The organism is Bacillus sp. EA-CB0995, from assembly GCF_055814245.1.
Window position 1 is genome coordinate 1 of the sequence record NZ_CP169269.1, and the last position, 22,375, is coordinate 22,375.

The 22,375-nt window shown below is 39.0% G+C and carries 11 protein-coding genes, 3 rRNA genes, 4 pseudogenes and 2 riboswitches; of the genes and pseudogenes, 7 read left to right on the top strand and 11 right to left on the bottom strand.

All coding sequences use genetic code 11. From position 1 onward, the window contains the following. Positions 1-398: 398 nt before the first annotated feature. The gene (locus ACEWFJ_RS00005) at positions 399-1,247 is read right to left on the bottom strand and encodes an alpha/beta fold hydrolase (protein ID WP_473690019.1); all 849 of its coding nucleotides are present in this window, start codon (positions 1,245-1,247) and stop codon (positions 399-401) included. 114 nt (positions 1,248-1,361) lie between these two features. Between ACEWFJ_RS00005 and ACEWFJ_RS00010 the strand changes: the two genes are divergently transcribed. Together ACEWFJ_RS00010 and ACEWFJ_RS00015 are read left to right on the top strand one after the other, a co-directional pair. Then, positions 1,362-1,550, top strand: a complete 189-nt coding sequence (locus tag ACEWFJ_RS00010; protein ID WP_473690020.1) for a helix-turn-helix transcriptional regulator — start codon at positions 1,362-1,364, stop codon at positions 1,548-1,550. Between the two features lie 149 nt (positions 1,551-1,699). Then, positions 1,700-2,305 carry a helix-turn-helix transcriptional regulator gene (locus tag ACEWFJ_RS00015; RefSeq protein ID WP_473690021.1) on the top strand — a complete coding sequence of 202 codons (606 nt, stop codon included), beginning with the start codon at positions 1,700-1,702 and terminating at the stop codon, positions 2,303-2,305. 90 nt (positions 2,306-2,395) lie between these two features. Here ACEWFJ_RS00015 and ACEWFJ_RS00020 read toward each other — a convergent pair. Next, a pseudogene (locus ACEWFJ_RS00020) lies at positions 2,396-3,291 on the bottom strand (DMT family transporter). A 447-nt stretch (positions 3,292-3,738) separates the two neighbouring features. Here ACEWFJ_RS00020 and ACEWFJ_RS00025 point away from each other — a divergent pair. After that, positions 3,739-4,281, top strand: a complete 543-nt coding sequence (locus tag ACEWFJ_RS00025; RefSeq protein ID WP_473690022.1) for a DUF1697 domain-containing protein — start codon at positions 3,739-3,741, stop codon at positions 4,279-4,281. 161 nt (positions 4,282-4,442) lie between these two features. Here ACEWFJ_RS00025 and ACEWFJ_RS00030 read toward each other — a convergent pair whose 3' ends face one another. From ACEWFJ_RS00030 to guaA, 6 genes and pseudogenes are all read right to left on the bottom strand, one after another. Beyond that, on the bottom strand, positions 4,443-5,303 hold the full coding sequence (locus ACEWFJ_RS00030) for an SMP-30/gluconolactonase/LRE family protein (RefSeq protein ID WP_473690023.1): 861 nt from the start codon (positions 5,301-5,303) through the stop codon (positions 4,443-4,445). A 137-nt stretch (positions 5,304-5,440) separates the two neighbouring features. Beyond that, positions 5,441-5,556: ribosomal RNA gene (rrf, locus tag ACEWFJ_RS00035) — 5S ribosomal RNA — on the bottom strand. Positions 5,557-5,606: 50 nt separating this feature from the next. Then, positions 5,607-8,527, bottom strand: a 23S ribosomal RNA gene (locus ACEWFJ_RS00040). A gap of 137 nt (positions 8,528-8,664) precedes the next feature. After that, positions 8,665-10,216: ribosomal RNA gene (locus tag ACEWFJ_RS00045) — 16S ribosomal RNA — on the bottom strand. Together the 16S, 23S and 5S rRNA genes form the textbook arrangement of a ribosomal RNA operon. Positions 10,217-10,797: 581 nt before the next feature. Then, a pseudogene (locus ACEWFJ_RS00050) lies at positions 10,798-12,122 on the bottom strand (NCS2 family permease). 130 nt (positions 12,123-12,252) lie between these two features. Next, positions 12,253-12,355: riboswitch (purine riboswitch) on the bottom strand. Positions 12,356-12,518: 163 nt separating this feature from the next. Continuing rightward, positions 12,519-14,057 carry a glutamine-hydrolyzing GMP synthase gene (gene guaA, locus ACEWFJ_RS00055; RefSeq protein ID WP_473690024.1) on the bottom strand — a complete coding sequence of 513 codons (1,539 nt, stop codon included), beginning with the start codon at positions 14,055-14,057 and terminating at the stop codon, positions 12,519-12,521. A gap of 150 nt (positions 14,058-14,207) precedes the next feature. Continuing rightward, a riboswitch (purine riboswitch) is annotated at positions 14,208-14,309 on the bottom strand. An 815-nt stretch (positions 14,310-15,124) separates the two neighbouring features. Here guaA and ACEWFJ_RS00060 point away from each other — a divergent pair. Together ACEWFJ_RS00060 and ACEWFJ_RS00065 are read left to right on the top strand one after the other, a co-directional pair. Then, the gene (locus ACEWFJ_RS00060) at positions 15,125-16,366 is read left to right on the top strand and encodes an ATP-grasp domain-containing protein (RefSeq protein ID WP_473690025.1); all 1,242 of its coding nucleotides are present in this window, start codon (positions 15,125-15,127) and stop codon (positions 16,364-16,366) included. Between the two features lie 459 nt (positions 16,367-16,825). Next, a pseudogene (locus ACEWFJ_RS00065) lies at positions 16,826-17,868 on the top strand (YheC/YheD family endospore coat-associated protein). Positions 17,869-18,302: 434 nt separating this feature from the next. Here ACEWFJ_RS00065 and groL read toward each other — a convergent pair. Together groL and groES are read right to left on the bottom strand one after the other, a co-directional pair. Further along, positions 18,303-19,948: pseudogene (gene groL / locus ACEWFJ_RS00070) on the bottom strand (chaperonin GroEL). A 38-nt stretch (positions 19,949-19,986) separates the two neighbouring features. Then, positions 19,987-20,271 (bottom strand): co-chaperone GroES, encoded by a 285-nt coding sequence (gene groES, locus ACEWFJ_RS00075; protein ID WP_098309780.1) that lies wholly within the window; start codon positions 20,269-20,271, stop codon positions 19,987-19,989. A gap of 370 nt (positions 20,272-20,641) precedes the next feature. On the opposite strand from groES, the gene ACEWFJ_RS00080 reads away from it, so the two are divergent. Both ACEWFJ_RS00080 and ACEWFJ_RS00085 read left to right on the top strand, forming a co-directional pair. Beyond that, positions 20,642-21,370 carry a CPBP family intramembrane glutamic endopeptidase gene (locus tag ACEWFJ_RS00080; protein WP_253628404.1) on the top strand — a complete coding sequence of 243 codons (729 nt, stop codon included), beginning with the start codon at positions 20,642-20,644 and terminating at the stop codon, positions 21,368-21,370. Positions 21,371-21,372: 2 nt separating this feature from the next. Continuing rightward, positions 21,373-21,570 (top strand): YdiK family protein, encoded by a 198-nt coding sequence (locus ACEWFJ_RS00085; protein ID WP_098309782.1) that lies wholly within the window; start codon positions 21,373-21,375, stop codon positions 21,568-21,570. A gap of 26 nt (positions 21,571-21,596) precedes the next feature. Here the strand turns inward: ACEWFJ_RS00085 and ACEWFJ_RS00090 are convergent, their stop codons facing one another. Continuing rightward, on the bottom strand, positions 21,597-22,226 hold the full coding sequence (locus ACEWFJ_RS00090) for a redox-sensing transcriptional repressor Rex (RefSeq protein ID WP_098309783.1): 630 nt from the start codon (positions 22,224-22,226) through the stop codon (positions 21,597-21,599). Positions 22,227-22,375 lie beyond the last annotated feature (149 nt).

Below are 22,375 nucleotides of genomic sequence, written 5' to 3' on the forward strand. Positions count from 1 at the left end.
TGTTTGCCGCTCAATTGCGACTTCCTTCTGTTAACATCTTTGTGTTTCAATGTTAACTAGGTTTTTCATTTCGTTTTCGCTTTCTGCTTTGTTGCATCAGCGACTCTTACTATATTACACAGTTATTGTTATAGAGTCAATATTTTTTTAATCTTTTTATTAACGATTTCCTTTCATAATGAATAACTCTAAGTAATCATCTGCAAAATAAGCTGAAATCCCCTATACTGAACTATTTTAACGTCAGGAATCTTCTCGACATCGCTCAATCAAGTAGATTCCCTAACGATTGAATACCTTTACCAACATAACTACAATTTTTTATTATTCAAATTCCTAACGGTTCTTCTCCTGCTCTAGCAAGTAACAAGTCATTACCAATGTGAGATTTCGTTATTTTAGTAAGGACATTTTAAAAACTCTTTAATTTCATGAATCAATTCCTCAGCATGGTCAAACATCATAGCATGAGACGTTTCAGGAATTACAACTGTTTTACTTTTACTTAATTTAGATTCAATATTCTTTATAAATGCTAATTTCTTATTAAGATCACCTTCTTTTTCTGCCGGAAGAAATAATACTCTACATTGGACATTATCATACCAATCTTCTATTCTGCGATCATAAAGATCCTCCGCAATCTGTCTCATGTTGTCTCTCATAGATACAAAAGTCACTTTTCCATTTTGAAGCTTTCGGGGCTTATAATCTTCCATAAACAAAGCTCTCTCTTTATTCCATGGTAACCAATGTCTTTTCATATACTGTATCAAATCTTCTCGTGAATCGAATTCCTGTTCCTCGTTAGAAAAGTATTTATTAAAATGCTCTTCTTTAGATTCCGTATACAATCCACCAGGCCCTGAATGGTTAACTAAAGCACCTTCTGAATTAACTAAAGAAATGACTCTTTCCTTATATATCGATGCAAACATTGTGCCAACAGAACAACCAAGTGAACTTCCTACTATATGAGTTTTATGAATACCAAGAACATCTAGTACCTCTCGAACATCCTCAACTAAAACTTCAAGCTGGTATCCCTTTTGAGGATGATCCGACTCGCCATGTCCCCTTATATCTATAGCAATTACGCGATATTCTTCTGTAAAACTTGGAATAACGCTTCGCCAAATAGCTGAACCTCCTCCCATATAGTGTAGAAATAAAATTGACTCACCAGCCTGGCTATATTCGTACGCTTTAATTTTTACTCTCTTTGAATTAATCATGTATTCTCTCATTACCTAATCCCCCTCGTAAATTCCCCTTAGTTCACAAAAAGAATTTTGTGACTTAAGCTTCAGTTTATCGTATATTAGTGACAGATAACGTCACTAATACTAGGAGATATTTTTATGTCTAGAACTGGGAGATTGTTTGAACTATTAATTACACTAAATACAAAACATCGATTTACTGTTCAAGAGTTAGCAAATGAATTTTCAGTATCCAGAAGAACCATACTTAGAGATTTACAACTATTAAGTGAAATGGGCATTCCTCTTTTTCTTCCCCTGGACCGAATGGTGGCTATAGTCTTATAAGGGAACAAAAACTCCCTACTATATCATTAACACCAGAAGAAGCTACAGGATTACTCCTGTCCTATGAACTTTTAGAGCAGCAGGATGGACCTTTTAAACAAGAAAATATATCAACCCTTACTAAAATCCGTTCCAATATGTCTATAGAGATGCTTCAAAAAATCGAAACATTAAAAGACAGACTGGCAATTGATTCACCTCAAAGAAGCTTTAAAAACCCGTATCTCAAAGACCTTTTACAAGCATCATTAGATAAAGAACATGTGCAAATAGAATACGAATCTCGTTCTGGGTATTCAATCCGAACCATTTTTCCCTTTGGGATCTTCCTATCTAACGGATTATGGTATGCTCCTGCATTTTGTTACAAACGAAAAAGCAATGTACCATTTCGAGTCGACCGGATTATTTCTCTCAAAGTACAGCAAGATTTCACAGAACCGATTCCAGTAAATATAACCGTTACACAATGGTTAAAAAAAACAGAAGTTTCATCAAAAGAGCTTACTTTACGAGCACAGTTAACAAAAAAGGGCTGCAAAATACTTGATCCTCATCCTATTGGAGAATGGATTCAGGTTAATCCTAACGGTACTGGAGTAATTAAAGAGAAAATTAAGGACTCAGATATCCCTTTTATCGGCGGATTGTTTCTCAGCCTTGGGGCAGAAATATTAATAGAGAGACCTCCGGAATTAATACGTTTCGTACGAGAAAAAGCACTAGAAGTAGTGAGTCAGTATTCAGAAATATAAAACCCTTTTCTAAAAAAGAAGGAGCTAAATAAAATAGCACCTTCTTTTTAGAAAAAATATGTATAAGCATGTCTTCATAAGTATTAATTTTTATTTACTTAATACTGATCGAAATAATATTTTAAACTTTTCTTGATCTGCCCAGATAATTGCTAACAAAACAAGTCCTCCGCCCACAACAATTCTCCAAGTTATAATTTCATCTAATAAAATGACAGATGCTATCATACTAACTAATGGAAGAACATTTAAATACATTCCACCAACAGCTGCTGAAGCTTCTTCTAGCGCTTTATTCCACAGTAAGTAAGCAAGAATAGTGGGGCCGACAATAAGGTACACTAAACTCCCCCATGCATTCCACGTTATTGCATCCGGGATTCCACGATACAATGCTTCAAAGATAGTAAAAGGTAAAACTATAATAGCCCCTACAAGTAAAGTTAATGTAGTAAATGCCCCGCTCGACAAATTGGCTTCTTCCTTCGGTTGTTTTAACAGGATATTATAAAAAGCAAACAAAATAGTACTAGCTAAAATAAGTAAATCTCCAATAAGCGAGGATGTACTCTCTCGCTCATTTAACGGAATCGTTATTAGTAATACACCGCACATCCCTAAAAACATGCCAATCCAATATTTCCAATTAATTTTTTCTTGAAGAAAAAAGCAGCAAACATAATAGTGAATAAGGGTAATGTGGCATCAATGATACTCACATGCATCCCACTTGTAAGTGAAATTCCGTATGAAGTAAACATAAAGTATCCCGCAACACCTGTGAAAGATAAAACTATGATTCTATTCCACGGAATATACGTCTGTCGTATTTCCTTCCAATGAAAAGGAAAGAATAAGCACCCAGCTAAGGATAAACGCAAAAAAAGTAAAGTAAAAGGCGAGAATGAATGTAATGCCCATTTTGTTGGTGCAATAGCAATTCCCCATAACATAATCGCTATTATTAGCATAGAGATGCCTCTCATATGTATTTCACATCCGTTTCAATTACAATTGTTAAGTTAAGTAATAGATTTCATCCAATTCTACATTCAAAAAAGTTAAAAATAGTTGTTCGATTTGAAAAATTATTTTAGATTGATTGTCTTTGAACTAATTAGATTTCTCTAATTTACTAAAAAGGTGATGTAGATTCGATACTGAATATACAATTTGTATAAGGAGACTACAAGAAGTTCAACAATAACCTTTAAATATAGAGTTTTTCACATTGTAATAGACTGTATAAAATATATAGTTGAATGAATTTCGTAATTCTAATTACTTACTACATATAGCTTTTTCCGATATAAAAAAGGAATCCCTCTTCAAGTTAACGAACTTGTTAGTTGCAATATAAAGTGAAACTCCCATCAGTGGGGGTCTTACTGCCTGTTAATGCGGGATAAACCAAAAAGACTGAAGGTGACAAAATGACAATTTATATCGCGCTGTTGCGAGGTATTAACGTAAGCGGACATAATAAGATCAAAATGGCTGAATTGAAGCGTATGCTAGAAACGATGGGTCTCAGCCGAGTACAAACATATATTCAAACTGGCAATGTCCTATTTGAATCAGCGGAGGATACAGATTCATTGCGCTTCCGAATTGAGGATGAAATTAGAAAGACTTTTGGAATTTCAATCACCGTTGTCTTAAGAACATCCACAGAATTTGAGAAAATCATCGAGCATTGCCCATATACAGATGTACCCTTGGCCAAAGGAGAAAGTGTTCATGTTTCCATTTTGACTGAAGAGCCTCAGCAAAAGGTAGTTGAACTGTTATCGGGCAGTGAACGTGATAATGATGAATACTGTATCCACGGACGTGAAATTTATTTCTTGTTCCGTCAAAGCATACTGGATTCCAAGTTGGCGAAAAATCTACAGAAGCTTGGAAATACCGCAACAACACGCAACTTGAATACAATCAATAAGCTAGCTGTACTATTGAAAGCAACGCAAGCTTAATAGGAAAAATATATTCTGAGGGAGGAACAGAAAAAAACTCGAAATTTCATGAAGATGTTCACGTCTTTTCACTATTGTTCCCCCTTAAAAATCGAAGAGCTAATGTAATTTTCAGTTATAGAAACTAAATTATTTTTGCCATATAGTACTCATCAGTAAATTCATTCATTAAATTGATATGTAGGACATCCTCTTATGTTCATTTTTATTCGAAACACTCCACCAGCACCCGGATCTATATTATGCATTCTTGCCGTTGTAATATATAACTCATTTAAGTCACTTCCACCAAATGTACAAGAGGTTACATATAAAGCAGGTATAGGAATAGTTAACAACTGTTCTCCATTTACAGGGTTCCATCTCGATACCTTAGAACCTCCCCAATGAGCAATCCACAGCATTCCTTCTTCATCAATCGTCATCCCATCAGGAAGTCCTTCCTCTCTTGGTATGACAATAGCATCTTGAGAATTTTCAATATGACCTGTATGGATATCATAATCAAAACGAACTACTTTTCTTGTAGGTGTATCAATAAAATACATGTATGTATGGTCGGGTGACCACGCTAAACCATTAGAAGTACTTACTTGTTCTAATTTCTTTTTGACAGTTAAATCGGTATCTAAACAGTAAAGTGCTCCCTCTCCATTAATGCCAACAGAATCTGTAGTGCCTGCCCAAAAACGACCTGCTGGGTCACATTTCCCATCATTAAAGCGATTGTCTTGTAAATGGCTTTCTGGATCATAAATAGCCTGTAGTTCTTCCGTATCCGGATTTAACGAATGAAAGCCGTTCTCTAAAGCAAGGATCATGTTACCAGATTTACTAGGAACCACTGATCCTACCAGCTGTCCAACAAAGATTTCCTTATTTTTATTTGTAATAGGATTATAGATATGAACCTTCTTCTCTAAGATATCAATCCAATATAGTAACTGCTTTTTACTATCCCAACAAGGCCCTTCCCCAAGGATAGCCCTAGCATCAATCACTAATTCCAGTTCACCTATCAAATTATCCCCTCCATAGTAAAGAATATTCCGTCTATTTATGGTAACATGTATTCTCTTCTTGTTCTGCCTTAAGAAGAGAAAAATCACATTATTAAAGATACACAAAAAAGACGAGTCATTCTGACTCGTCTTAAATTGCCTGGCAACGTCCTACTCTCACAGGGACAAAGTCCCAACTACCATCGGCGCTAGAGAGCTTAACTTCCGTGTTCGGTATGGGAACGGGTGTGACCTCTCTGCCATCATTACCAGACTTATGAAGGTATATTCCTTCAAAACTAGATAACATTTGCTTCATATTATATGGTTAAGTCCTCGATCTATTAGTATTCGTCAGCTCCACATGTCACCATGCTTCCACCTCGAACCTATCAACCTGATCATCTTTCAGGGATCTTACTAGCTTACGCTATGGGAAATCTCATCTTGAGGGGGCTTCATGCTTAGATGCTTTCAGCACTTATCCCTTCCGCACATAGCTACCCAGCTATGCCCTTGGCAGAACAACTGGTACACCAGCGGTGCGTCCATCCCGGTCCTCTCGTACTAAGGACAGCTCCTCTCAAATTTCCTACGCCCACGACGGATAGGGACCGAACTGTCTCACGACGTTCTGAACCCAGCTCGCGTACCGCTTTAATGGGCGAACAGCCCAACCCTTGGGACCGACTACAGCCCCAGGATGCGATGAGCCGACATCGAGGTGCCAAACCTCCCCGTCGATGTGGACTCTTGGGGGAGATAAGCCTGTTATCCCCGGGGTAGCTTTTATCCGTTGAGCGATGGCCCTTCCATGCGGAACCACCGGATCACTAAGCCCGACTTTCGTCCCTGCTCGACTTGTAGGTCTCGCAGTCAAGCTCCCTTATGCCTTTGCACTCTACGAATGATTTCCAACCATTCTGAGGGAACCTTTGGGCGCCTCCGTTACTTTTTAGGAGGCGACCGCCCCAGTCAAACTGCCCACCTGACACTGTCTCCCGGGTCGATAAGACCCGTAGGTTAGAATTTCAATACAGCCAGGGCGGTATCCCACCAGCGCCTCCACCGAAGCTAGCGCTCCGGCTTCAAAGGCTCCCGCCTATCCTGTACAAGCTGTACCAAAATTCAATATCAGGCTACAGTAAAGCTCCACGGGGTCTTTCCGTCCTGTCGCGGGTAACCTGCATCTTCACAGGTACTATAATTTCACCGAGTCTCTGGTTGAGACAGTGCCCAAATCGTTACACCTTTCGTGCGGGTCGGAACTTACCCGACAAGGAATTTCGCTACCTTAGGACCGTTATAGTTACGGCCGCCGTTTACTGGGGCTTCAGTTCAGAGCTTCGCTTGCGCTAACCCCTCTCCTTAACCTTCCAGCACCGGGCAGGTGTCAGCCCCTATACTTCGCCTTACGGCTTCGCAGAGACCTGTGTTTTTGCTAAACAGTCGCTTGGGCCTATTCACTGCGGCTTTCCGTTAAGAAAGCACCCCTTCTCCCGAAGTTACGGGGTCATTTTGCCGAGTTCCTTAACCAGAGTTCTCTCGCACACCTTAGGATTCTCTCCTCGCCTACCTGTGTCGGTTTGCGGTACAGGCACCTTTTATCTCGCTAGAAGCTTTTCTTGGCAGCGGGGAATCAAAGACTTCGCTCCATAAGGAGCTTCCCCATCACAGCTCAGCCTTCGCGGTAAGCGGATTTGCCTACTTACCAGCCTAACTGCTTGGACGTGCACAACCAATCGCACGCTTCTTCTATCCTTCTGCGTCCCTCCATTGCTCAAACGATAAAGAGGTGGTACAGGAATATCAACCTGTTGTCCATCGCCTACGCCTGTCGGCCTCGGCTTAGGTCCTGACTAACCCTGAGCGGACGAGCCTTCCTCAGGAAACCTTAGGCATTCGGTGGACGGGATTCTCACCCGTCTTTCGCTACTCATACCGGCATTCTCACTTCTAAGCGCTCCACCAGTCCTTACGATCTGACTTCACAGCACTTAGAACGCTCCCCTACCACTGATACCATAGGTATCAATCCGCAGCTTCGGTGGTGTATTTAGCCCCGGTACATTTTCGGCGCAGAGTCACTCGACTAGTGAGCTATTACGCACTCTTTAAATGGTGGCTGCTTCTAAGCCAACATCCTAGTTGTCTAAGCAACTCCACATCCTTTTCCACTTAATACACACTTTGGGACCTTAGCTGGCGGTCTGGGCTGTTTCCCTTTTGACTACGGATCTTATCACTCGCAGTCTGACTCCCAAGGATAAGTCATTGGCATTCGGAGTTTGACTGAATTCGGTAATCCGATGAGGACCCCTAGTTCAATCAGTGCTCTACCTCCAAGACTCTCACACTTGAGGCTAGCCCTAAAGCTATTTCGGGGAGAACCAGCTATCTCCAGGTTCGATTGGAATTTCTCCGCTACCCACACCTCATCCCCGCACTTTTCAACGTGCGTGGGTTCGGGCCTCCATTCAGTGTTACCTGAACTTCACCCTGGACATGGGTAGATCACCTGGTTTCGGGTCTACGACCACGTACTAAACGCCCTATTCAGACTCGCTTTCGCTACGGCTCCGCCTCTTCAGCTTAACCTCGCACGGGATCGTAACTCGCCGGTTCATTCTACAAAAGGCACGCCATCACCCGTTAACGGGCTCTGACTATTTGTAGGCACACGGTTTCAGGATCTCTTTCACTCCCCTTCCGGGGTGCTTTTCACCTTTCCCTCACGGTACTGGTTCACTATCGATCACTAGGTAGTATTTAGCCTTGGGAGATGGTCCTCCCGGATTCCGACGGAATTTCACGTGTTCCGCCGTACTCAGGATACATTCAAGAGGGAACGAAGTTTCAACTACAGGGTTGTTACCTTCTATGACGAGCCTTTCCAGGCTGCTTCATCTACCTCGTTCCTTTGTAACTCCGTATAGAATGTCCTACAACCCCAAGAGGCAAGCCTCTTGGTTTGGGCTAGATTCCGTTTCGCTCGCCGCTACTCAGGAAATCGCATTTGCTTTCTCTTCCTCCAGGTACTTAGATGTTTCAGTTCCCTGGGTCTGTCCTCATTATCCTATGTATTCAGATAAAGATACCATACCATTACGTATGGTGGGTTTCCCCATTCGGAAATCTCCGGATCAAAGCTTACTTACAGCTCCCCGAAGCATATCGGTGTTAGTCCCGTCCTTCATCGACTCCTAGTGTCAAGGCATCCACCGTGCGCCCTTTCTAACTTAACCAAAATTAAAAAAATATGAGCTACACTGTTATCTAGTTTTCAAAGAACATATATTTTCGAGAGATAGTTCTCTCAAAACTGAACAAAACGAAACACGGAAACTTATATTGATGAACAGCGTTCATCAATTCTCCATAGAAAGGAGGTGATCCAGCCGCACCTTCCGATACGGCTACCTTGTTACGACTTCACCCCAATCATCTGTCCCACCTTAGGCGGCTGGCTCCAAAAAGGTTACCCCACCGACTTCGGGTGTTACAAACTCTCGTGGTGTGACGGGCGGTGTGTACAAGGCCCGGGAACGTATTCACCGCGGCATGCTGATCCGCGATTACTAGCGATTCCAGCTTCATGTAGGCGAGTTGCAGCCTACAATCCGAACTGAGAACGGTTTTATGAGATTAGCTCCACCTCGCGGTCTTGCGACTCTTTGTACCGTCCATTGTAGCACGTGTGTAGCCCAGGTCATAAGGGGCATGATGATTTGACGTCATCCCCACCTTCCTCCGGTTTGTCACCGGCAGTCACCTTAGAGTGCCCAACTTAATGATGGCAACTAAGATCAAGGGTTGCGCTCGTTGCGGGACTTAACCCAACATCTCACGACACGAGCTGACGACAACCATGCACCACCTGTCACTCTGCTCCCGAAGGAGAAGCCCTATCTCTAGGGTTGTCAGAGGATGTCAAGACCTGGTAAGGTTCTTCGCGTTGCTTCGAATTAAACCACATGCTCCACCGCTTGTGCGGGCCCCCGTCAATTCCTTTGAGTTTCAGCCTTGCGGCCGTACTCCCCAGGCGGAGTGCTTAATGCGTTAACTTCAGCACTAAAGGGCGGAAACCCTCTAACACTTAGCACTCATCGTTTACGGCGTGGACTACCAGGGTATCTAATCCTGTTTGCTCCCCACGCTTTCGCGCCTCAGTGTCAGTTGCAGACCAGAAAGTCGCCTTCGCCACTGGTGTTCCTCCATATCTCTACGCATTTCACCGCTACACATGGAATTCCACTTTCCTCTTCTGCACTCAAGTCTCCCAGTTTCCAATGACCCTCCACGGTTGAGCCGTGGGCTTTCACATCAGACTTAAGAAACCACCTGCGCGCGCTTTACGCCCAATAATTCCGGATAACGCTTGCCACCTACGTATTACCGCGGCTGCTGGCACGTAGTTAGCCGTGGCTTTCTGGTTAGGTACCGTCAAGGTGCCAGCTTATTCAACTAGCACTTGTTCTTCCCTAACAACAGAGCTTTACGACCCGAAGGCCTTCATCGCTCACGCGGCGTTGCTCCGTCAGACTTTCGTCCATTGCGGAAGATTCCCTACTGCTGCCTCCCGTAGGAGTCTGGGCCGTGTCTCAGTCCCAGTGTGGCCGATCACCCTCTCAGGTCGGCTACGCATCGTCGCCTTGGTGAGCCGTTACCTCACCAACTAGCTAATGCGCCGCAGGTCCATCTATAAGTGACAGCCGAAGCCGCCTTTCAATTTCGCACCATGCGGTGCAAAATGTTATCCGGTATTAGCCCCGGTTTCCCGGAGTTATCCCAGTCTTATAGGCAGGTTACCTACGTGTTACTCACCCGTCCGCCGCTAACTTCTTAAGAGCAAGCTCTTAATTGGTTCGCTCGACTTGCATGTATTAGGCACGCCGCCAGCGTTCATCCTGAGCCAGGATCAAACTCTCCAATAAAGTGTTTGTCTAGCATCATAAATAAAAATTGACGTTTCACGTTGTTTGTTTCGTTCAGTTTTCAAAGAACTTGTTTGCCGCTTAATTGCGACTTCCTTATGTTAACATCTTTGTGTTTCAATGTCAACTAAGTTTTTCATTTCGTTTTCGCTTTCTGCTTTGTTGCATCAGCGACTTCTAGAATATTACACCCTTTTATGTTAAACGTCAATATGTTTTTCTAAGAAAATATAAAAAGGTTTATTTATTACAATAAACCTTTTTATCATGAGACTGTCTCGATTTACCCTGCTACTCGCAGGCAGTAAAATTCCGATTGGTTCAATTAACCATCATTGAGTGGTAAAGCCCTCCACTACTGATAGAAGTTTTGATTTATTCTTCTTATATAATTGTTAAAGAAACTATGAATCGAATAATCACGCAGTAAATAAAAACCCATAATAAACGTAAGCGGTGCCCGGAACTCATGCAACTCATTTTTCTCTTTTTCTATACTTTCCCCATACTTTTATTATAAAAACTCCTAAAGATACAAAAAAGGACTAGGCATCCCCTCCTAGTCCTTTCAAAAACCCCTTTTATTGACGAACGTAGACAAAATAAAGTACGAATAAAACTCCCATTACATACATAATTGGATGAATCTCTTTACGACGACCGCTTACAACCATTGTAATTGGATAAAAGATAAAACCAATCGCAATCCCTGTTGCAATACTATATGTGAGCGGCATTGTAATAATTGTAAAGAATGCTGGTACTGCAATTTCGAATTTCTTCCAATCAATTTCTCCTAATGATGATACCATTAAAATCCCTACAATAATTAAAGCCGGTGCTGTTACAGCTGGTGTTACTACACTTAATAATGGTGAAAAGAAAAGCGCTAATAAGAAAAATCCTGCTGTTACAACTGCTGTAAATCCAGAACGTCCTCCAGCTGCTACCCCTGCAGAGGATTCAATATAAGACGTCGTTGTAGATGTACCAAGTATTGCTCCGATTACAGTTGCAATCGCATCAGAGATTAATGCTCTTCCTGCACGTGGTAATTTATTATCTTTCATTAAGCCCGCTTGATTCGCAACTGCAACAAGTGTTCCTGCTGTATCAAAGAAATCAATAAAGAAGAAAGTTAAAATAACTACAAACATTTTAGGCGTGAAAATATCACCAATATGTTGAAGAGCAACTCCGAATGTCGGCTCTAAACTTGGTACTGCACCAACAACTGCCTTTGGTGTATCAATCAATCCTGTCACTACACCAGCAGTTGCTGTAAGAACCATCCCATAAAATACTGCTCCACTAACTTTTTTGTCATTAAAATAACAGTTATAACTACACCGAAAATCGTAAGTAATGTTGTTCCTTTTGTTAAGTCTCCTAAACCAACAAGTACAGCATCATTTTTCACAATAATTCCGGCATTTTGAAAGCCAATAAATGCGATAAACAATCCAATCCCTGCGGCCACTGCAAATTTCAACTCTACTGGAATTGCGTTAATAATTTTTTCACGAATGCCGGAAGCTGTAAGAATGATAAAAAGGATACCTGATACTAATGTCCCAGCAATCGCTGTTTGCCACGGAATCTGCATTGTCAATAGAACTGTGTAAGCAAAGAAAGCATTAATTCCCATTCCCGGTGCTAATGCGATTGGATATTTTGCAAAAATCCCCATAATTAGTGATCCAATTGCTGCTGCTAATGCAGTTGCAACAAACACTGCACCTGCGTCCATTCCTGTTCCTGCCGGTAGTCCCTTAATGTGCCCTAATGACAACGTAGCAGGATTGACAAATAACACATACGCCATAGATAAAAATGTTGTTAACCCTGCAATGAACTCTGTTTTATAATTTGTGCCGAGTTCATCGAACTGAAAGTAACGTTTCATTCTATGTTTCCCCCGTTATATGATTGCTCGTCGTAATCCTTCCTAGCCCCTCTTTTATCCACAAAAAATAAAAAAGGCTTCCATTGCATATACATGGAAGCGTCTGTAAACAAAGATAATTATCCCTTATCTTTATATTAAAACGCCTCGTAGTCAAGCCATTTACGGTAGCTAGGTAGAAACTTTCGGGCCATATTCCCAATATTATACGACGGCTGTAATATTCACTTTTATTATTAATTACATACTCATATTAACTTATATACATCCAAATGTCAATTTAAAAACGAACGTTTTTTAATCCAAACTAAATTTCGTTCGTATAAAAACAAAAAAAGACGATCCATCTACACATCAAAGTATAGATGGATCGTCTTCTATATCATGAAATTCACTTTATTCCCACTCAATTGTTGCTGGTGGCTTACTTGTTATATCATACACGATACGGTTCACGTGTTTTACTTCGTTTACGATACGTACAGAGATTTTCTCTAATACGTCCCAAGGAATACGTGCCCAGTCTGCTGTCATACCATCAATAGATGTTACAGCACGAATACCTACTGTGTAATCATACGTACGCTCGTCACCCATAACACCTACGCTGCGCATGCCAGGAAGTGCAGTGAAATACTGCCAAACTTCACGGTCTAAACCAGCTTTTTTGATTTCTTCACGTAAAATCGCATCAGATTCACGAACGATTTCTAGTTTTTCTTCTGTAATTTCACCTAATACACGAATACCAAGTCCTGGACCTGGGAATGGTTGACGCCATACGATTTCATCTGGAATCCCTAGTTCAGATCCTAACTCACGTACTTCATCTTTAAATAATGTATTTAATGGTTCAATTAATTTGAATTGCATATCTTCTGGAAGTCCACCAACGTTATGATGAGACTTAATTGTTTGTGCAGTTGCTGTACCACTTTCAATAATATCAGTGTACAGTGTACCTTGTGCTAAGAAGTCCATTCCTTCTAATCTAGATGCTTCATCATCGAATACATAAATAAATTCGTTACCGATGATTTTGCGTTTTTGTTCTGGATCTTCAACGCCTTTTAATTTGCTCATGAAGCGTTCTTGCGCATCCACTTTAATAACGTTCATGTGGAAGCCTTCACTAAATGTTTTCATAACCCCTTCAGCTTCTCCTTTACGAAGTAAGCCGTGGTCAACGAAAATACATGTTAGTTGATCACCGATTGCTTTATGAATTAATACAGCTACAACAGAAGAGTCTACACCGCCGCTAAGTGCGCATAGTACTTTTTTGTCGCCAACTGTTTCACGAATCTTTTCTAATTCTACTTCAATGAAGTTCTCCATATTCCAGCCTTCAGTACAACCACAAACACCGAATACAAAGTTTTTAATTAAATCATTACCGTGCTCAGAGTGACGTACTTCCGGATGGAATTGTACGCCGTATAAGTTTTGTGCTTCATTGCTCATACCAGCAATTGGACAAGATTCACTTGTTGCATCTACTACAAAACCTTCTGGTAAGCCCGTTACTAAGTCGCCATGACTCATCCAAACAACTTGTTCTTCTGGAAGATTTGTATATAATTTCGATTGATTCTCTACTTTTAATACTGCTTTTCCGTACTCACGATGGTCTGCACGTTCTACTTTTCCACCAAAGTGTTTTGTCATTAACTGCATGCCGTAGCAAATACCGAAGATCGGTAAGCCTAAGTCAAAGATTTTTTCGTCACAGTGGAATGCATTTTCGCCATATACACTGTTTGGTCCACCAGAGAAAATAATTCCTTTTGGATTCATCGCTTTAATTTCTTCTGCTGTAATTGTATGCGGATGAAGTTCACTATACACGCCAAACTCACGAATGCGACGTGCAATTAACTGGTTGTACTGACTTCCAAAATCTAAAACGATAATCGTATCGTGCTGTTTCTTCAAAATAATCACCCCATAGTTCTGTATATAAACATTTTCACCAATTTGGTAAAAACAATTACCAATATAATAAAAAAGCCAGTCCCCTGCCCTCAGTCTCATAACAAAGAAAAGGCAGGAGCCTAGCTTTATAAAGGAGGTTTCTCCTTATAAACATAGACACACTGCCTTCATAGTCAGGTTGTTTACGGTAACCCGGTAGAGACTCTCAATCCATATTATTGAGGATATATGAAGGAATACTTTATATTATCTTCCTAGATTCTAACAATGAAGTATGAATACGGTCAAGAGAGAAAGCGACAAAATTCTACAGAAATTATTTTCCTGTATAGAGAAACTTCCTTCAACCCCAGCTTCACTAACAGTTATTCGAACGAGTCAACATCTTATAGACAGTTTCCCGAAACACCTATCTTTTTTATATTTTACTACTTATAGAACAAAAAACATCCATCTCTATAAAGAGATGGATGTTTCGCGGCGCATGAAATTACATCATACCGTCCATTCATTTGAATATATAATAGAGGAAAATAAAGCTTTAAAAATGGCTTTAAATCAACGGCTTTTTTCTTGACTTCAACATCGTATGTTGTTTTCTTATTTTCCCCACAAAAAATCCCCTTATAGTAGACAGATTAGTATGCCTTCTTTTTTCTGTCTACTATAAGGGGATCATATCAACTTGAGAGGGGCTTCCTTATTTCCTCTATTAGTTAAAATTCCTTTAACGCCTGATAAAGCTTTGCCTTTGAAACACCATTCATTTCTGTAATTTTCTTAATGGTATATTCCTTTGTCTTGTATAATCGAATTGCCTTTTATGTACAAATTCAATCATATTTATCCATTTCTTTGATTTCTTTTGCAATCGTTTATAAAACGGTCGTTTTTTATACTCCCTTTTGGGAACCCAATATTTTTCTAACAACTCGATGGCTTCTTGTTTACTACTAATTTTGTAAATTAAGTAAAGAGTTGAGAACAAGCCTTGACAAGTATTTATATTATACAAGTGTAGAAACAAAATACTTCATAAAAGCCGCAAAGAAGGATGGCGTAAGCACATGAAAACCATTGTTTTTATTGAAACTAATAAATCTGGGTCGTGTAGAGAAGCAATCAAAGCAGCAGAACGACTCGGCTTTTTTACAGTGTTATTAACCAATAAACAAAGATTCATTCATCAAAGAACAGAATTTCCCGATGTCCATCAAATGATTTTAGTGGGATTATCCAATTACGAGAACTTAAAAGAAAACATCATCGAGCTACAAAAACAAGGTAAACAAATAAAAGGTATTTTTAGTTTTGTAGATCCTTACGTTCATGTAGCAGCATCCTTATCAGAAGAATTTTGTCCAAGTTTAGCCTCTAGTGATCCAATTTTAAAAATGGAAAATAAAGTTTTAACTCGTGAGCTTCTCAAAGACCTTCCAATGTCCCCCTATTTTGCCATTTATACACCTGATGATTCCTTAGAGAAGTTTATTGATAAACAAAAGAACTATTTACCTCTTATTGTAAAATCCCCCGTATCTGCAGGATCAAAAGATGTTATTTTGGCAAATGACGAGAACCAATTAAAGCTAGCAATACAAAAATTACTAACAAAAAATGACCAGGTTTTGCTAGAGGAGTATCTAATAGGACCCCAATATTTGATTGAGGCTTTAGTACACAATGGAAAAGCTCATATTATCGCAATAATTGAGCAAGAGATTACGTTTTTTCAACGCTTTATTGTAACCGGATATGATTTGCTAACAGATATTGATCAAAACTTATACGATAAAATCCATGAGACAATAAGTTCCATCTTAAAGGCTTTTCAAATGAACAATGGTGCCTGTCACCTTGAAATGCGCTTAGTACAAGGATCATGGAAATTAGTTGAAATCAACCCAAGAATCTCAGGTGGTGCGATGAATCGAATCATTGAAGTCGGATATGGAATTAATTTGGTAGAGGAAACCATTCAATTAATGTTAGGAAATGAGCCTTGCCTTACTAAAAAACACAGTAAGTATGTATACACACATTATTTAACAGTTGATTCTAAAGGAAAATTAATTAAGGTAACGGGAAAAAATCGCAGCTCTCAATATCCCGGTGTAGAAGAGGTGTATATAAAACCCCGACAAGGACAAATTTTGCGTCCGCCTATATCAATGGGAGATCGTTGTGGATACATTCTTGCATCCTCAGATGATAAAGAAGAAGCAAAAAGAATTGCTAGGGAAGCAGCCAGCGAGGTACGTTTCTATCTTGAACCAACCAATTTGAAATTTCGGAGTGACAAATCATGAACTTATATATAAAAATAGATATTTTTATTACAGATTAGAAGAATTAAGAGAAACATTCGCAAATCGAACATGAGTGTTTATTCAATTCTAGTATCGATTTTGGAAAAGCAAAATAGAGCAGAAAATCAAAAGGAGTTCCAGCAAACCTTCCTCCACCTAACGATATAAAAGGGGGATTCCTATCCTCTTGTATTCTTCCTTGTAGCAAAACCATTTTCCTTATATGGGAATATCGGTCATTGTCTTCCTGATTCATTTGGAACTTTTAAAACCAGTTTTTTCTGTATTGAACAATTTAAAAACCGTTCTTATACTTTACTGCCTTTAATGCGCCTTTTTGATGAAAATAGAGAGCTAGCAAACTCTATCTTAAACACTTACAGATTGTAAAATGATTGAAAAAATTTCTAGTCTTTTCATTTGGAAGAGGAATTTAAAGAGAGGTGGAATAGAAATATCATGACGCTAATAGGCATGCTTCATCATCGGTCAAATCCAAATAATGTAAAAAAGCATATGCTTATGCCGCTGTAGCAAAAGCTGAAGGTATAAACTTTTTTTACTTTACCCCGGGAAATGTAAATCTAGAAAAGCAAAAAATTTTAGGGAAGGCCTATGAAAACGGTAAATGGATTGAAAAGGAATTTCCCTTTCCAGATGCCATTTATAATGCAAGTTATCCTGTAAGTGATAAAGCAGAGCAAGTTTTTGATTATTTATCCGAAAGGATTCCGTTTACAAGTCATTCAATCGGAGACAAATTAGCCGTATATAACAGAATTAAACGGGCAAAGGAATTTGAACAATACCTTATTCCTTTTAAAGTATTAACTGATGTTCAGATTTTTTTTGACATGATCAAACGTTATGAAAAGGTTATTATTAAACCAAGGTCTGGACATCAAGGTGGGGGCGTTGTTCTTATTGAAAAATATAGAACAAATCATTATAAAATTAATGAGGCAGGCATATTATCAACTATTGATGAAAAACAATTGCTAAACTTGATATCTAATAAAATACAAGAACCAGATTACTTAGTTCAACAGTTTATTTCAAGTCAAACAAAATCTGGTCTTGTTTTTGATTTCCGTCTTCATGTACAAAAAAATGGAGAAGGAAAATGGGTTATTACTTCTATTTATCCAAGGATTGGACGTTTGGGGACCATTACATCAAATATGGGTATTGGTGGTTATAGTGCTTATCTAGATGTTTTCTTAAAAACAGAGTTTGATGACTCCTGGTACGATATTCAAAGATATCTTGAACAATTTGCGTTAAGCTTTTCTAACCATTTTGATTCTTTATATGATAATGAATCGTTGGATGAATTAGGAATTGATGTCGGGATCGACGAAAACCAAAAACTATGGTTGTTTGAGGTAAATTGGAGACCAGGTGCACCTGTTATATATAGTGTTGAATTAGATGTCGCTAAAAATACGATTCTTTATGCTAAGTATTTAGCTGATACAAATATAAATAAGGGTCATATTTAATACACTTCATTTGGTAATATTTTTATAAATTCACAAAAATACCCAAGGTTATTATACCTTGGGATTTCGCTTATTCTGTACATATCACTTCATAGCACTCTCTATTACTAAGGTTGTACTTCTTTCCATGTTTGCATAACGTTAGGCATACCTTTCTAATATCTTGGCAATAGCGTAAATAACTTTTAACATGAATGCTTTTGACTTCTTCAACATTCAAAATGCCATTATCGTGACAGTAGTCAATAAAACCACCTAAGAGAACCTTATAATTTTGAATATTTACCTTCGTTGTATTCCTAAACTTACGGTCTTCAAGAAATTCTTGGTACGCAAACTTTAAAAGCACAAAAAAGACTACCTCCTTTAATTAAGGAAGTAGTCTTCTTCTTACTAACTATTTATACATTGAACAGCTTCACAGAAAGGGCAGATTACATCATGCCGCCCATACCGCCCATACCGCCCATGCCCATGCCGCCCATGTCAGGCATTCCAGCAGCACCAGCTGGTTCTGGTTTGTCAGCAACAACTGCTTCAGTTGTTAAGAACATCGCTGCAACAGATGCTGCGTTTTGAAGAGCAGAACGAGTTACCTTCGTTGGATCTACGATACCAGACTCAAGCATGTTTACCCACTCGCCTGTTGCTGCGTTGAAACCAACGCCTACTTTTTCACCTTTTAAGCGTTCTACAACAACAGAGCCTTCTAGACCAGCGTTGATTGCGATTTGACGAACTGGCTCTTCTAATGCACGAAGTACGATGTTGATACCTGTTGCTACGTCGCCTTCAGCTGCAAGACCAGCTACTTTAGTATATACGTTCATAAGTGCAGTACCGCCACCTGCAACAATACCTTCTTCTACTGCTGCACGAGTTGAGTTAAGTGCATCTTCAATGCGAAGTTTGCGCTCTTTCAATTCAGTTTCAGTTGCTGCACCTACTTTAATTACAGCCACGCCGCCTGCTAGTTTAGCAAGACGCTCTTGTAATTTTTCACGATCGAATTCAGAAGTTGTTTCTTCTAACTGCGCACGGATTTGACCAATACGAGCTTCGATTTGTTCTGTATTTCCTACACCTTCAACAATTGTTGTATTTTCTTTCGTTACAACAATTTTGCTAGCACGTCCTAAAGATGCGATAGTCGCAGATTTTAGGTCGCGTCCTAATTCTTCTGTAATTACTTCACCGCCAGTTAAGATAGCGATATCTTCTAGCATCGCTTTACGACGATCACCGAAGCCAGGAGCTTTAACAGCTACTACGTTGAACGTACCACGAAGTTTATTTACTACTAATGTAGCTAACGCTTCGCCTTCTACGTCTTCAGAGATGATAAGAAGTGGTTTACCTTGTTGTACCACTTGCTCTAATACTGGTAAGATTTCTTGAATGCTAGAAACCTTTTTATCAGTAATTAAGATAAATGGGTTATCAAGAACTGCTTCCATTTTATCAGAATCAGTAATCATGTAAGGAGAAGCATATCCACGATCGAACTGCATACCTTCTACTACATCTAATTCTGTTGTGAAACCTTTAGATTCTTCTAATGTAATAACGCCGTCGTTACCAACACGCTCCATCGCTTCTGCAATTAATTGTCCTACTTCTTCGTCAGCAGCAGAAATAGCAGCTACTTGTGCGATAGAAGATTTACCTTCGATTGGTTTAGAGATTGTTTTTAATTCTTCAATTGCTGCTACAACAGCTTTTTCAATACCTTTACGAAGACCCATTGGGTTCGCACCAGCTGTTACGTTCTTTAAACCTTCACGAATCATCGCTTGTGCTAATACAGTTGCAGTTGTCGTTCCGTCACCAGCTACATCATTTGTTTTGCTAGCAACTTCTGCTACTAGTTTTGCACCCATGTTTTCAAATGCATCTTCTAATTCGATTTCTTTTGCAATTGTTACACCGTCATTTGTAATAAGCGGAGAACCGAATTTTTCTCAAGTACAACGTTACGACCTTTTGGTCCAAGCGTAACTTTTACTGCGTTTGCAAGAGTGTCGACACCGCGAAGCATCGAACGACGTGCTTCTTCACTAAATTTAATATCTTTTGCCATAATATTTGACCCCCTTGAATTTTTAAAGATTTATATAATTAACTGATAACTGCTAAAATGTCGCTTTCACGTAAAATTAAGTATTCTGCACCTTCGTATTTTACTTCAGTACCTGCATATTTTGAGAAGATAATACGATCGCCTACAGCTAACTCTAAAGCAACACGCTCACCATTTTCAAGCACACGACCAGTACCAACTGCCACTACCTTACCTTCTTGTGGTTTTTCTTTTGCAGTGTCTGGTAATACGATACCACTTGCTGTTTTTTCTTCTGCTTGAACAAGTTCAATTACAACGCGATCACCTAATGGCTTTAGCATGAACAATAACCTCCTCAATTTACTATGTAAATTTTATGTTTATTAGCACTCAAACACTTCGAGTGCTAACACACTTATTATAATAAAGAATCTCATTTTCTTTTGCAAGTGAAAAAACGTAATTTTTCGGAAAACTATTTTACATCCTCTTCAGTCTTTCCATAAGCTTCTCTTCTTTACCTGATGAGTAGCGTAATAATATAAATCCTTGGCTTCATGGAAGATCGGCACTGATAGAAGATTCTATTTGATATTCCATCGTTTTTCCCTCTTCTCCTATGTTACAATAAGAAGATGCCATAAGTTGTTTTCTCTATGGATAGAGCATTTTCCTTTTTCATTACAAAAAATTTAAAAAGGAGTTACGAAATTGAAGAGACAATACTGGTGGGTTGTTGTTACATATATTTTAATGCAATTATCAGGTGTAATTGGAGGGTGGCTCCTTTTAAAAAGCGGAATATACAACAATGGAAACAGGAGCTTTCAAGAAGAGGTTCAATTGGCAACTGCACATTGGGGAATAATTAGCTTCTTTGTCGCTCTTATCATTATCCTTCTGATATTACGCAACGATACACAATCAGAAAAATGGGATCGGGAAAGAACAAACATTCCCGCTACAATAGGATGGATTATTTTGGGGGTTTTTCTTGCTTTATTTGCCCAAGTAATTGCTGGCACAATTGAAACACAAATTTTTAAAGTTAAACCTGAATCTGAAAATACACAAAACATTATCGAGATTATAAAAGCTGCTCCATTATTTATGATTGTTTCTTCTATATTCGCTCCCATTCTTGAAGAAATTGTATTTAGAAAGATTCTATTTGGAACACTATATAAACGATATAACTTCTTTATCGCAGCAATTGTGAGTTCACTTATATTTGCTTTAATTCATTTTGACCCTACACATTTATTAGTGTATATTTCCATGGGGCTTGTTTTTTCATTTTTATATGTAAAAACAAAACGAATTATTGTACCTATTATGGCTCACGTTATGATGAATACAAATGTTATGTTAATTACATTTGTACTTCACCCATACATAGAAAAAGCTGAAAAATTGCAAGGATTCATCGGAGGATTTTAAACATGCGAACTTCACCATTTGTTATGGCAACTTTGTATTTTCTTCTTGGGTGTATTTTTACATACTTAGCAATTACAAGTGTTGAAGATACAATTTGGAACTTTTATACAATATTACTTGCTATAATGGCAACAGTTGATTTTAATTTGGCACTTCGCCTTCTTTTTTCTAAACCGAAAAAAGGTAGTATGAAGAAATAATAAGAACGCAGGGAATTCCTGCGTTTTTATTGTGGGTAATTTTTTAAAAAGTACACAAGCGTTTGTAATTCTACCGCTAAATCGATATGATGAATTCGAATATGTTCTAATATATTTAACCTAGCAGGTGTAAAGTTTAAAACACCTTGTATACCAGTATGCGATAAGCGATCTGCTACAGCTTGTGCAACAGAAGCAGGTACTGTTAATATTGCCACTTTTATATCATCGGATAATTTCTCTTCTAATTCATCCAGGTGATATACTGGAATTCCTCCGATTTCTTTTCCAACTTTCTCTTCATCAACGTCAAATGCCATCTCAATTTTTGTATTATTATTTTTCGTAAAATTGTAATGTAAGAAAGCTGTCCCTAAATTACCTACCCCTATTAGTGCTACACGCGTTACATCATCTTGATCAAGTGTTTCGCGGAAAAACGACAATAAATAATTTACGTTATAGCCGTATCCCTTTTTCCCTAATGCCCCAAAGTATGAAAAATCTCTTCGAATCGTCGCCGAATCCACTTTCACCGCTTCACTTAATTCTGCAGATGATACGCGTTGCTTACCAGATAACGATAAGTTTTGGATAAATCGATAGTATAGAGGCAATCTTTTGGCAGTCGCCTGCGGAATTTTAGGCTGCTCCATGCAACCCCTCCTCTCTTCCTATCTGTTCAAGTGATTGAAACATGTACGGAAGTTTAGCATTGAAAGTTTTCCCTGTATAATAGAGAGAGAACTTCTCTATTATGTTCAACTATACACTATTTTTAGTATGATTGAGAAATATAATCATG